8 protein-coding genes are annotated in these 13340 nt (G+C 60.4%); 5 read left to right on the top strand and 3 right to left on the bottom strand.

The window, feature by feature from the left end; translation table 11 throughout:
- Positions 1–124 precede the first annotated feature (124 nt).
- The 3 genes from ACTHNE_RS02005 to ACTHNE_RS01995 all read left to right on the top strand — a co-directional run bounded on the left by ACTHNE_RS02005 (position 125) and on the right by ACTHNE_RS01995 (position 4050).
- Positions 125–1348: an MFS transporter gene (locus tag ACTHNE_RS02005; RefSeq protein WP_324942049.1), complete on the top strand. Its 1224-nt coding sequence runs from the start codon at positions 125–127 to the stop codon at positions 1346–1348.
- Positions 1349–2043: 695 nt separating this feature from the next.
- Entirely contained in the window at positions 2044–2631 is a 588-nt protein-coding gene (locus tag ACTHNE_RS02000; RefSeq protein WP_440268454.1) for a cysteine dioxygenase, read from the top strand.
- Between the two features lie 27 nt (positions 2632–2658).
- On the top strand, positions 2659–4050 hold the full coding sequence (locus tag ACTHNE_RS01995; protein WP_440268453.1) for an FAD/NAD(P)-binding protein: 1392 nt from the start codon (positions 2659–2661) through the stop codon (positions 4048–4050).
- 9 nt (positions 4051–4059) lie between these two features.
- Here ACTHNE_RS01995 and ACTHNE_RS01990 read toward each other — a convergent pair whose 3' ends face one another.
- Positions 4060–5682 (bottom strand): BBE domain-containing protein, encoded by a 1623-nt coding sequence (locus tag ACTHNE_RS01990; protein WP_440268452.1) that lies wholly within the window; start codon positions 5680–5682, stop codon positions 4060–4062.
- 60 nt (positions 5683–5742) lie between these two features.
- The gene (locus ACTHNE_RS01985) at positions 5743–7335 is read right to left on the bottom strand and encodes an FAD-dependent oxidoreductase (RefSeq protein WP_440268451.1); all 1593 of its coding nucleotides are present in this window, start codon (positions 7333–7335) and stop codon (positions 5743–5745) included.
- Between the two features lie 206 nt (positions 7336–7541).
- Here ACTHNE_RS01985 and ACTHNE_RS01980 point away from each other — a divergent pair, with 206 nt between their 5' ends.
- Together ACTHNE_RS01980 and ACTHNE_RS01975 are read left to right on the top strand one after the other, a co-directional pair.
- Complete coding sequence (locus ACTHNE_RS01980) at positions 7542–8429, top strand: arginase family protein (protein WP_440268450.1); 888 nt, start codon at positions 7542–7544, stop codon at positions 8427–8429.
- 460 nt (positions 8430–8889) lie between these two features.
- A complete protein-coding gene (locus ACTHNE_RS01975) occupies positions 8890–10800 on the top strand; it encodes a glycoside hydrolase family 76 protein (RefSeq protein ID WP_440268449.1) in 1911 nt (636 codons plus the stop codon).
- A 184-nt stretch (positions 10801–10984) separates the two neighbouring features.
- Here the strand turns inward: ACTHNE_RS01975 and ACTHNE_RS01970 are convergent, their stop codons facing one another.
- On the bottom strand, positions 10985–12748 hold the full coding sequence (locus tag ACTHNE_RS01970; RefSeq protein WP_440268447.1) for a beta-1,3-glucanase family protein: 1764 nt from the start codon (positions 12746–12748) through the stop codon (positions 10985–10987).
- Positions 12749–13340 lie beyond the last annotated feature (592 nt).

Here is a 13340-nt window from a genome sequence, read left to right as displayed (position 1 = left end):
GGCCGGCTGCCCGACTTTCACTTAATTGACGAATGGCCGGATCGGGATTCGACATGCCGGCCGAAAATGGTTATCCGGACCGTCATGGCGATCTGAAAATGCGCAAGCCGATATGATCCAAAGCATGCCCACCCCCACCACCTATCGCGTGCCCATCCCGCGCATCGTCTGGACGCTGGGCTTCGTCAGCCTGTTCATGGACCTGTCTTCCGAGCTCATCCATGCCCTGCTTCCGGTGTTCCTGGTCGGCAGCATGGGCATGAGCGTGGCGGCGCTCGGCGTACTCGAAGGCGCGGCGGAAGCGACGGCGCTGATCGTGAAGGTCTTCTCCGGCTCCATCAGCGACTGGCTGGGCAAACGCAAGGGCCTGCTGTTGCTGGGCTATGGACTGGCTGCCTTGAGCAAGCCGCTGTTTCCATTGGCGCAAACGCCGCTGCTGGTGGTTGTTGCACGGTTGCTCGATCGTATCGGCAAAGGTATCCGCGGCGCACCGCGCGATGCCTTGGTCGCCGACGTGGCGCCACCGGAGATACGCGGCGCATGCTATGGCTTGCGTCAATCGATGGATACGGTCGGCGCCGTGGCCGGTCCCGTGGCGGCCATGCTGTTGATGTTCTGGTTTGCCGATCGCATCCGTGCGGTGCTTTGGTTCGCAGTACTGCCGTCGCTGATGGTAATCGCCTTGCTGGTGTTCGCGGTCCACGAGCCGGCGCGCGTAGCGGCATCGCGCCGGTTTCAATCGGCCATGCATTGGCGTTTACTGCGCGCTTTCACCGCACGCTATTGGCTGGTAGTGGCGATGGGCGGCACGTTCACGCTGGCCCGCTTCAGTGAAGCTTTCCTGGTGTTGCGCGCCCAGCAGACCGGTTTGGATGTGGCATGGGTGCCTGGCATCATGGCGGTGATGAGCCTTGCTTATGCGCTGTCCGCGTATCCGGTCGGCAAGCTGTCGGATCGGCTGGGCCGCCGCATGCTGCTTGCCTGTGGATTGATCTTGCTGATCGTGGCGGACTTGGTGCTCGGCGCGAGCGCTTCGGTCATTCCCACCTTCGCGGGAGCCGCCATCTGGGGGCTGCATATGGGTTTTACGCAGGGCATTCTCGCCGCCATGGTGGCAGATACGGCGCCTGGCGACTTGCGCGGCACGGCGTTTGGGGTGTTCAACTTGATCTGCGGCGTGTGCTTGTTGTTGGCCAGCGCGTTTGCTGGTTGGTTGTGGCAACACCATGGTGCGTCTGCCACGTTCTTTGCTGGTGCGATTATTACTGTCGTGCCGTTGGTGTTGTGTGCGGTGTCGCCAACGTCGTCCAGAAAAGATGAAGCTGCGACGTTGCAGAAACTGTCTTGAGCCATGGCGCTAACCTGAGCGTGCACCTCCTTATTTGCGAGAACACATTCCCTCCCCTGCTTGCAGGGGAGGGTTAGGGTGGGGTGCGAGCGCAGCGAGCGGCGGGAAGCGCATGTATTTCTTATCAGCTAAATCATGGCGATGATTTTGCTTCTCGCTAAAGGCCAAGCAACCCCACCCCAACCCTCCCCTACTGTCGCAGGGGAGGGAGCAGAGCATGGCAAGCGTCAAGCTTGACGACCTAATTAGTATCAGTGCGGCCTTTATGTCGTTGCGGATCAAACTGCGCCAACGATTTTTTGACCTTGTTCTTGCGCACTCATCATCACTATTCGCATTTTTCGCGCAGCTTATTGCGTGCCCTACTCCCCACTGATGATCGATCGATATGTAAGTATGCCGCCTGACCATAACCTCCAGCCATAAAATCCATGCCGGATATTGCTAAGCAATACGCCCAGACGTCCTTATTCTTTCTGCATCTTCAGGCCGATTTTTCTTTTCAAAATGCTTGTTCGCGCCATCTGATCGACAACAAAACCCAAACCCTCGCACACCCATGTCATTCGGCGAATCTATGACGTGATACGAAAAGGCTATGAAACACGCGTGGTTTTCTGCATTTCGCCTAGCACATCCTTAACAGCTTCTATGATCCTCTGTCCCCTCGCACATACGACGCGCAGGGAACATTGATGAGCCAGCTACTCACCGCTTCCTCTATCGCGCCATGGGGTAAACGCGTCCTTGCGCTGATCGATACATGCATTGATCGAACCGGCAGCATCGATCCGGCAAAAGTTTGCGAACGACTGGCACAAACCATTCGATGGCCGGACAGCCCTCGCGCACCAAAACTTTTGGCCGATGCAGCAACCATGCAGTACCGGCGCATCGCGCTCGATGATGGCAAGCCGCGCAATTATGAGGCCTTGGTGATCGCCTGGCCGCCACGGCATGTCACGCCTATCCATGACCATGATGGGCTATGGGGGTTGGAATTCATTCTGGGTGGCGCACTGCAGGTGGATGCGTTTCAGGTGTCCGAAAACCCCGCCGTCTCGGTGGAATCCATGGACAGAACCGTGGTGGGCATCGGCGATCATGTGCTATTTACGCAAGCCGGCTACGCACACCAGTCTCGCAACTTGTCACGCAATAGTGTCGCGCTTTCGCTTCACGTGTACGGCGGCGAACTCAACAGCTATCGCAGCTTTCATCGTGAGCTGGACCGATGGCTTGCGCAACGGCATGCCACGGTTCGGGAAACGTCGGACATCTGATTTGCGCCACCCTCGAGGATATTCACCATGACCAACCTAGCGATTATCGGCGGTGGCGCAGCGGGCGCGGCCGTGTTCGGAGCGCTGCTCGCGCGCGACGTGGACGATACGGTGCATTGGGTGGCCGGCGATGCCGCCCCCGCCGGCCATGGCGTCGCCTACAGCACACAAGAGGAACATCACCTTTTGAACGTGCGCGCGAGCGGCATGGGGCTTTATCTCGATGCCGATGAGGATTTCGCCGCCTTCAGCGCGCAGCAGCGCGCCGGCGCCAAGCCGACGGATTTCCTGCCGCGCCGTCTGTTCGGCCATTATGTGGAATCCCAGTTGCGCAAGCGCATGCATGCGGCCGGCCAACGCCAGCGCGATTTTCGCGTCCATGCGCGTCAGGCATGCAGCATTCGACCCACTTCACAGGGCTACACCATCACGCTCGATGACGGGACGGCATTGACCGCGCAGCGCGTGGTGTTGGCGCTTGGCGCCCTGGACGCGCGTCCGCTGCGAACCGTCACGGCGACGGCGCTGGACAGTGGCGTCTATGTGATGGACCCGTGGACATTGACCAGCCAGCCGCTTTCTCCTCGACGCCTTACGGTGATCGGAACGGGCCTTACTGCCGTCGATACGTTGATCTCCGCGTCCAAGCGCTGGCCCGATGCGGAGCTTATTGCCGTATCCCGCCACGGCTTGTTGCCTTTTACCCACCCCGAGCTTCCCATTACGCCGTTTCCGCACCAGGCTGAAATCAATGCGTCGCTGCTGGATTGCAATGGGCCGGCCCAGGTGCTTGCCACTATCCGCGGCGTTTTTGCGGCTCATCAGGACATCGACTGGCGAAGCGTGATCGATGGCTTGCGGCCCATCAACGCAAAGCTCTGGCAAGGATTCGACGCGCGGCAGCGCCGGCAATTCCTGCGGCATGTGCGTTGGATATGGGAATCGTCGCGACATCGGTTGGCGCCGGAATCCGCCGAAACGCTACAGCAGCTTCGCGACGAAGGGCGGCTGCATATCCACAGCGCCAGGGTGCTGGCGGTCGATGGGAAAGGCCCGTTGAGCATTACCCTGCGTTCTCGCGCAACCCAGCGCATCACGCGCATGGAATCGGATGTAGTGGTGCAGGCCACGGGGCTGGACACCGCGGTGGCGTTCGCCAAGAGCCCCTTGCTTGCGAAATTGCTCAAAAGCGGCCTGGTGGTCGCCGATCCGTTGCAACTGGGATTGCTCGCCCAGGCCGACGGCCGCTTGATCGGCGAAAATGGCGACGTGCACCACAGCCTGTACGCCATCGGCTCCTTGCTGCGCGGCAACCTGTGGGAATGTACGGCCATGCCGGAAATTCGCGAGGCTGCAGACAAACTGGCCACCCTTCTGGCTACGGCGCATCCGGAACCGTCGCCGTTGATCAACGCATGATGCGTGAACTCAAGCGCCCAACGACATGGCGTGATGAAAGATGTTCAACGGGTCGTAGCGCTTTTTGATCGCCACCAGTTCGTTGTAGATGCCGGGGTAATAAAGCTCTCCCCAGCTGTATCCCGGCAGACCGGGCGTTTTTCCGGTGAGCATGTCGATGTCTGGATAATTGATGTAGCACCCTTCGTAACGTGAATTGGGCAGCGTGGCCGAGGTTGGATAAGGCGTGCCGTTGTAGCCGTCCTGCGCGTGCACGGCATAGTAGAAATCGCGCAGCCAGCTCAGGTGCTTGTCGTCATCGGCCGGGTCCGTCCAATACGTCTGGTATTGCAACTTCAAGATCGAACTGCGCTGCGCCACCGCCGTCTGATTGTTGGCTGGGTTGAAACCGTTGTTGGTGCTGCAGAGATGGTTGATGGCGCCGCCGTAGGAGTCGATCTGCACCAGCGAGTGCGCGAAGTGCGAGTCGTTGGCGTTCACCACGGTCAGATATTGGAACAACGCATCGATTTCCGTCTGGGTGAAGCCGCTTTTCATGTAGGACGACTTGTATTTGCCGCGCTGGTTGTTGCCGGAACTGTTGCCCGACTGCACGGCGAACAGCCAATCGAACATCTGCGCGCCAGCGGGCAGCCCGGACACCAGCGGTGCGTTGGATGGCACGAACGGCAAACGCATGCCGCTACCGGCCAGGTAGGTATCGAGCAGCTTGGGCCCAAACGGCTTCATGGTGTTGACGAAATCATTGAGCGGCGTCAGGTCGGTCAGGCCGCCGCTCTCATCCGAGTACTGCATGCCGATCCAGATGCCGCCGGCCGTGACATGGGTAAGCCCCATGCCGGTGAACAGGCCATAGGTACGGGTATCGGTGTCGGCGTTGAGCATGAATTGCGCATACGTATTGAGAAATTCGCCGAACCGGGTCTTGTCATTGCGAAACAGGAACCATGGGTATTGCAGCCCGAGCGTAGCCACCTGCTGCGGCGCCACCGGCATGTCGTCGAAGTAATAACTGGTGATCAGCCCGACATTGCCGCCGCCGCCACCGCGGCAAAGCTTGAACAGGCCGGTATGCTGCGTGGCATTGGCGTGCAACGGGCGTACGTTGCCGTGCGCATCCACCACCAGCACATCCACGCCCGACAACCAATCGACCACCAGGCCATGCAGCCGCGACAGCCCGCCATAGCCGCCGCCGACGATATGCCCGCCTGAACCCACCGAATAGCACGTTCCACCCGGTATGGTCTTGCCGGTGCGCTTGTAGAGGTTGGCGTAGGTATCCCAGAGCTGATTGCCCGCACGCACTTCGAAGCCATACGTATGCGTGGAATGGTTTTCCAGATGGACGGCGACGTCGGTGAAGATTCCCGTCATCAGCCCTACGTCGATGATCGCGCCGCCGGGATTATTGGAGACAAAACCTTCGTAGCAATGGCCGCCGCTGCGGATGGTTGGCCGCTCTTTTTTGCGCAGGGCATCGCGCAAGGCGGCCAGTGCATCGTCAGGCGTGGGGCATACATAGATGCTGCCCGCACTCTGTCCAGGCGATGGCCAGCGCCGATTGAATCCTTGCGTCACCGTCTCATAGCGGTGAAGCGCATCATGGGCGTCGATAAAGACATAACTCATGGCAATGCTCCCTGCTGATGCAAGGTCCGCAACACGTGGTTGTGGACCCGTGCATCAGTATCAGACATGGCAATTGGGGTAATACGGATCGAGCCGATCGAATCGATGGGGCCGGCCGGCCGCAAACTGCACCGCATCGGCCATCAAGCGTGGTGTCAGCAAAGGTGATGTGTAGCGCGGATAAATCGTTGCCGGGTTAGCGCTGGAACCGCTAGCCGCCACGATCGCGTTGGCGGCGCGTCGGCCCGATTCGTTGGCGTTCGCCGCACGCACATAATCGCCAGCCAGAAAGACATTGGGGATGGCCGTGCTGGTTTCCGGCCGCAACGGCCACGAGCCTACGGTATCGATAAGCTGTGGATCGGCGTCGACGGCAATGGTCCAGGACTGGATCGCGCTATCGGGCAACACGCTGTGGCCATTGGGCAGGTCGTGGCGCAACTGCGCCAGCACTTCCTGCGCGATCTGCTCGCGCGTGCATTGATGGGCGGGCAAGCCATACAACATGCCTGGCGTGGTCCAGTCCGACACCTTCAGCGAAAGCACCTTCTGCACAGTGCCTAGCGAATGCGACTGCAGTATGCCGGTTACTGCCCACGGCGAATGGAGGCATGCGAAACATCCTTGATGGATGCGTGCAGCTTGCGCCAGCAAGAACTGCACGCCGACCGTCCGCTGATACGTAAGCTTCGCGATGTGCGCAAAGTGGCGATCGGCTTCCAGCATCGCTGCCGGCATCAAGGCCGCAACCTTTGCCGCCGGCAAAGCCACCACATACCAGTCTGTGTAGATAGTGTGAGTATGACCATCCACATGGACCAGCAGGCCCGTCACCTGACCATTGGCGTACCGGAACTGTGCAGCCTGCACACCAGAATTCAGCGATACGCCCAGGCAAGCCAGATGCTGGCACCAAGCATCGATCGATGGTGCGTCGATGGCGCCATCGGCATAGCCTTGCCGCGCATCGGCGTGAAAGAACGCTTCCAGCACCTTCCCTACGCTGCGCGCGCTGGCGTTCTTGCTGCGTGCCGCATCGGTCAAAGGCGCCCTGCCGATCAAGCGCTGATAGTTCGCCGAACGATTTGCCGCGCCCACGTAATCCCACCAGCTCATGTGTTCCCACTGCTGCAGGCGGCGAGCCTCGGAGCTGGCCATGAATACATGGAACTTCGATACGAAGAACGCGAGCTCATCCACTGGTATGTCCAGCGCAACAAAAGCATCTTGCAGCCAGCTCTGAATCGCCGCCGGCAATCCGTCCGCACTGGCCGGAAACGATACGGCGTGGTTGAGATAGGCATCCTGACCACCTGCGGCCAGCATCGTCGGCGATGGTTGAGCATCAAGCAGGTTGCCGAAGTCATGATCCGCCGACAGATCCAGGCGCCCACCTGTGCCCGTGCTCCGCGTATGCCCATACACGCTCACGTGGAAACCGCGCTCGGCCAGCTCCTGCGCTACGGTTAACGCAGCGGCTCCATTACCGATGATTGCCACCGTTGTTCCGCTGCCTGCCGCGCGTGCGGAAAACGCGGGCAAGCCCACCGCCGCGGCCGCACCGGCCAGTGCAGAAGATTGCATAAAACGGCGACGTGGCAACGAAAACGACGCAGCCGGTGTATGGCGTGGGCCCAGGCGACGAATAGGCATGGAAAGTCTCCGTTTGCCATGCGTGACGCAAAATGGGATGCGAGCAAAACAGCAGGACGTTTACGCTTCAAACCGTTGTCGTGGCGTGATGGAAATTGCTTTGTAGCTCTGCTGCGAGCTGATTAACGTCAAAGCTCACGGTGCGAATGATGGCTCCCTCCCCTGCGCGCAGGGGAGGGCTGGGGTGGGTTGCCTGGGCTTGCCGCGTGGTTGAAATACATCGCAAGATTGCTTCATCCCTAGCCCTCCCTGCTACACGTAGGGAGGAACGCATCTCGGCGAGCCTTACATCCATGACAAAACCCTTTGATCTGGCACTGAGCTACCCGCAATGGCAAGGATCGAGCCGAAGCACCAACATCCTGCGCGGCGCAAAAGCAACCGCAGAGGTCTGTTCGCGCTTTGCACCGCTTGTGTCACTGCGCGAAACCGACGCGACCGGCGACGATCATGGCGTTCATCACTGGCACGCCATCTACGATCAGTTCCGCCAGGCCCAGCATGTGCTTGCCGAACATCGTCCGCGCCGCCTGCTGACAGCCGGAGGCGACTGCGCGGTCGATATAGCGGCCATCGATTATCTCAACGGTGTGTATCCGAACCTGCAGGTCATCTGGATTGACGCGCACATGGATGCCAATACGCCCGAGACATCGCCGAGCGGCTATTTCCATGGCATGCCGGTCAGCGCGATCATGGGCTTTGCGCCCGAGCCACTGCGTCGCCTGCAAGGCGCGCCGGTCAAGCCCGAGCGGTTCAAGTACTACGGCATCCGCGTTGCCGATCCCGGGGATGAGGCATTCGGCTCGACCATGGGTTTGCGCACGCTGGAGATGGACGAAGCATTGAGCGGGCCGGTGCATATCCACTTCGACCTCGACTCGCTCGATCCCCGCGAGTTTCCCTACCTCTCCTATCCCGAACCCAACGGCGTATCCGTCGACACCGCCGTTGCGCTGGTTCGGCGCATCGCAACGCAAGCAGATCTGGTCGGCCTGACGATTACCGAATTCGCACCGGCGAACGCGGACGAGGTTCGGGATGGTTCCGTGGTCATCGAGCAGATTTGCCGAGCCGCTACGGGCGCGGCGTAGCCTGAATCAGCCCTCGGTTGAGCGTGCCAACCGAGCACGCTCGAACATCACGTTTTGACGATGCGTAGATTCGTCTCGTCGCCGTGAATGACCGGCGATAACTCCGTCCGCGTTTTGCAATGCAACGAGCTTCTCGCCGCAAAAGCGGGTTACAGTTCGGCGCAGGCATCGATCGCCAAGTATCCGCATGACGGGTCCATCGCATCGGTGCTTTTTTTGGCTGCGCGTTTGGATCGATCTAAATTCGGGAAAATTGGGGAGGACCAAACGGGCTCCATAGACGCCGTGCAAGCATCGGACCGGTCATGGGTGAGTCCGTCGCATACGTTTTTAGATGTCTAAACGGCCAACGTACGCATGTTTCCGAGCCGGATCACCGCCCACATTCCGGCCGTAAATCGATGGAGGAAAACGAAGCCTCCATCCTCATCGTGGGCATCCGAGCGGAGTGCTTCTGATCATGAGTCTCGACGCCATACGCATACGTGTTCTGACATGGCTGGCTGTAGCAAGCCTGACGGCCCTGGCCGCTTTTCCTGCAAGCGCGGCCGAGCGAACGTACCCGGCCAGTCCGCGCGCGGACGGTTCCACCGCCGTCGCCCGTGCACGGGTGGCGGCCGATGTGTTGATGAGTTCCTACGATCCCAACAAGGCGTGGTTTCCATCCAGCTGGTGGAACTCCGCAGTCGCCCTGCAGACCATCGGCGACTACATGCAGCGCACCGGCGATCGCCGCTATCTCGGCCAGTTGGACAACACCTTCGAAAAAGACAAAGGCGTGTTTCCGGCCGGTGTGTTGTCGGGCGATCCGCTACTTGGCAACTTCACCAGTCGCGCCATCGACGATTCGGAATGGTGGGCGCTGACCTGGGTGGAGGCGTATGACCTGACCGGCAATCCGAAGTATCTGGACATGGCCGCCACCATTGCCAACTACGTGTACGGCTATTGGGATACCCGTACCTGCGGCGGCGGCGTCTGGTGGAATGCCGAGCGCACGTACAAGAACGCCATCACCAATGGTTTATGGATTCGGCTCACCGCCGAATTGCACAACCGCATTCCCGGCGATACGCAGTGGCTGGCGCGTTCCAGCGCCGCGTGGGCGTGGTTCGAGCACAGCGGCATGATCAACGCCAACGGCTTGGTCAACGACGGCCTTACCGGCGCCTGCACCAACAATGGCCAGAACGTGTGGACGTACAACCAGGGCCTGGCGATCGGTGCCGGACTGGAATTGTGGCGTGCTACACGCGATCCGCAAATCCTCACGAGCGTAAAGCATCTGGCCGATGCCGCGATCGCTCCCAATGCACTGGTGACCAACGGCATCCTCACCGAAAGCTGCGACGCCACCGACCAGACCTGCGACGACAACGCCAAGCAGTTCAAGGGCATCTTCATGCGTTATTGGACCGACCTTGTCGACACCACGCACGATCCCCGCTACGCAACGTTCCTGGAGCAGCAAGCCCAAAGCGTGTGGAACAACGATCGCGACGCTGCCGGCCGCCTTGGCACGCGCTGGTTCGGTATCACCGGCAACGATCACCCCAACGTGTTCGACTGGCGCACGCAAGCCAGCGCGCTCAGTGCGCTGATCGGCGACGTACCAACCGAGACGCCGTGGGCGTCGTTGGCGGCGACCATGTCGCCGGCACAACCGGTGATCATGCCGCCCGCGTCGGGCAATGCATCCATCGCTGCCGATCTTGCTGTTTCGGCTACCGGTTTTTTCCCGCTGCAAGTGCGCGCCGCCATCGATGCACCTTCCGGATGGAGCGCCTCACCATCCGCCACCATGCTGCGCCTGCAGCCTCACGGCATCGCCAATCCAGTGAGCACTACCACGCCGTTGACGATCACCGTGCCGAGTTCGGCGGCGGATGGGCATCACATGGTCACTGCGAACGTGTCGGCGGCGGGCCTGTACTTCACCACGCAAGCGGATGTGCTGATCGCGCACAAGATCGACTTCGACACCGGCACCGCCGACGAAACGCCATGGCTGTTCGATCCCGACGGCTCGCAGAGCAACGGCGTGCAGAACCGCTTCGCCGACGGCACCGCGCACTTCACTTATCGGCTCCCCTTCCCGCCCGATACCACCTCGGCGCAGGTGACCTTGACCATCGACAATGAATTCCTGGTGCAGGTCAGCAACGACGACACGAACTGGACAACTGTTTTGCAAGTGAGCCAGCCGGTTACGGATGGTTCGAACAAAGCAGACCGCACGATCGATCTGACGCCGTACCTTGGCACTGCCAGCAATGGCGCCAGGCCGGTTTACGTAAAAGTGTCGGATGCCTTCCCCAATGATGGGTGGGGTGGGCGGGTGTATCACGTTACGGCGAATATCGTTCAATAGCCTTATCGAAAGCGATTGACTTTCAATAGCTCCCTCCCCTGCTTGCAGGGGAGAGCTGGGGTGGGGTTGTACGAGCTTGCCGCATCGTTGAAATGCTTCGCGAAGTTGCTTCGCCCCACCCGAGCCCTCCCCCACTATACGTAGGGGAGGGAACACATTCTGGCGAGCATACATGTGTCGAGTGTTACCACCCCACCGTAATGGTAGCCACCGTTGGATTGGTACCAATCAGCGAAGAACTGAATCCACGCACGTCGTCATACGGGAAACCATAAGTGAGCCCGTTGATGCTATGCGCATGCCAGAACGCAGAGTACGAATTGGTCGGTGCGCTGTTGTAGAAACTCGCCGCCGTATTCCACGCCGCGGCATTCTCGGCTACGTGACGATTCAACGCCGCATCCAGCTGTGCCTGGATCTGCAGCTGCTTGGCCGTTGCCACACCTGCGGCGGCATTGCTGGCGTCGTTGAACGCGCCGTTGCCCAGCAATACTTCCTGCGTGGTCGGCAGATGGTTGATGTAGTACGTGCCCTGCCCGTCCGTGAACACGAACTGGTTGCCGACGACGTTGCCAGTAAAGGTCCCCTGCGCATCGGTGAACACCAACGACTGGTTGCGGTACTGGTTCCAGATGGCCTGGATATAGCTGTCCAGATAGGTGGACTGACTACCGCCGGCTCCAAAGCTGCCATGCGCCGGTGCGACGATGCGGTACGGCGCCTGCACTTGGGCGAGTGACTGGAACGGCTGCGGTACCTGCGCCACGAATTCCTGGAACAACGCGGCGCGCGTTTCGGTTTCGCCCACGGTCTGGTCGTAGCCGCTGGGGTCCTGCAGTTCCAGGCGAACCGGCATGCCGAACTGATCGACACGCGTGGTGTTGCCATAGAAGTTGGTGGCGTTGATGTTCACTTCCACGAAATCGAAGGTCACGTTGATATTGGGATCGGTGGGGTTATCGATGTTCGGGCCGGTGTAGCCGTACACCGGATTGCCCACTGCCTGGATGTACATGGGGCTGGCCACGCTCAGGTAGATGCGTGCGGAAAGAATCTGCGGCACTGTGAACGACTTGCACTGTGAGAACGGAATCGAGTAATCGGCATAGCTCTGCCCGTTCTTGCTCAGCGCGCCATTGTCGCCAGGCGCCATCGGAATCAGGTGGCCCGAGCAATCGACGTGCACGAAGGTGCCGGGATGGGCCGGATCCTGGCCGACCATGGTCCAGTAGATCTGATTGTCGGCATAGGCGCCGTTGGTGCCGTTGACCAGGTTGAAGGTGGTACCTGCGGCCGGGAATGTCGGTCCAGATGGCGACGGTGCCGGCGTTGGCGTAGGTGTCGGCGTTGCGTAGGTCAATGTCTGCGAGGGCGTGTCCACCGCCGATCCATTGCTCTGGCCGATGGTGAACCAGTAGCTCACCTGCTCGCCATTCGTGAAGCCGGTAACGTCATAGGTATTGTCGGTACCGCTGTTGCTCATGCGCACGTTGAGCTGGCTGCCGCCGGCGAGCGTGTAATGCAGGTCGGCCCAGGTGCCGCCGTCGGCATAGAACTGCACCACCCCGCCCGCCTCGTCATTGGCGCCGTAACTTCCGGAGGGCGTGGGAGTTGGCGTCGGCGTAGGTGTTGGAGTGGGTGTTGGCGAGCCGCCGCAACTTCCCTGCGACGTCCAGGGCTGGCCGCTGCCGGGACCACCATTGTTGGTGGCCGGATCGTTGCCCTGCGTCCACCAGTTGGCCACGTAATTGATGGCGTTCTCGCTGGCGACATTGCCTTGTGTGTAGACGGTCGAGGCGCTCCATGGCGCCGCGCACGCTGTCTGCGCATGCACCGCCTGTATCGGCATGGCCGTCAGCGCGGTGGTGGAGAGTGCGGCACAAATCGTGGTGCCCAGCGAACTTAGCGCAAGCGTGGGCCAAGCTGTGGAAGCGTTGCTCTTTTGCATGGACTGTCTCCTTTGCGATGGGTGAAATGCCGCCAAAAAATGGGGGTTGGCGATTTCACGGCACGCTTTGATACAGCCGTGTGGGGACAGTCGCCGCGGGTGGTTTCTGCTTTTTTGTGGCGCCGGAAAGCTGAAAGTACAAGCGCTGTCAAAATGAAAATACAAGCGCTGTCATTTTTGCGTGATGAGGGTCACGTTACTTGCCAAGCACTTGCTTCACGTCCACTCGGTAGCGCGAACGGCGGCTCCCTCCCTGCTTGCAGGGGAGGGCTGGGGTGGGGTTGTCCGAGCTTGCCGCATGGTTGAAATGCTTCGCGCGGTTGCTTCACCCCACCCTAGCCCTCCCCTACTACACGTAGGGGAGGGAACGCATACGGCAAGCTTAAGGCAACACTGATCAAGTATCGCCGTCGTCACCAGTCCTGTCTGTTCGCAGGCCACAGGGCCGTCGGCGAAGGCAGACTGGCGCATCGTCGAGACGGGTACCTGCGGCGTGTGGACAGACAGGGCTGGCCCTACGTATTGCATTTAAATGATGGGGTGATGCCTGGAAGGCCCGCATGCTGCGCCGCGCGGCTTGGCAAGACGGCCA

The sequence above is a fragment of the Dyella sp. genome, from assembly GCF_051954575.1.
Lineage (GTDB): Bacteria > Pseudomonadota > Gammaproteobacteria > Xanthomonadales > Rhodanobacteraceae > Dyella_B.
Note: the sequence above shows the minus strand (reverse complement) of the source record. Positions and strands in the feature narration are given on the sequence as shown.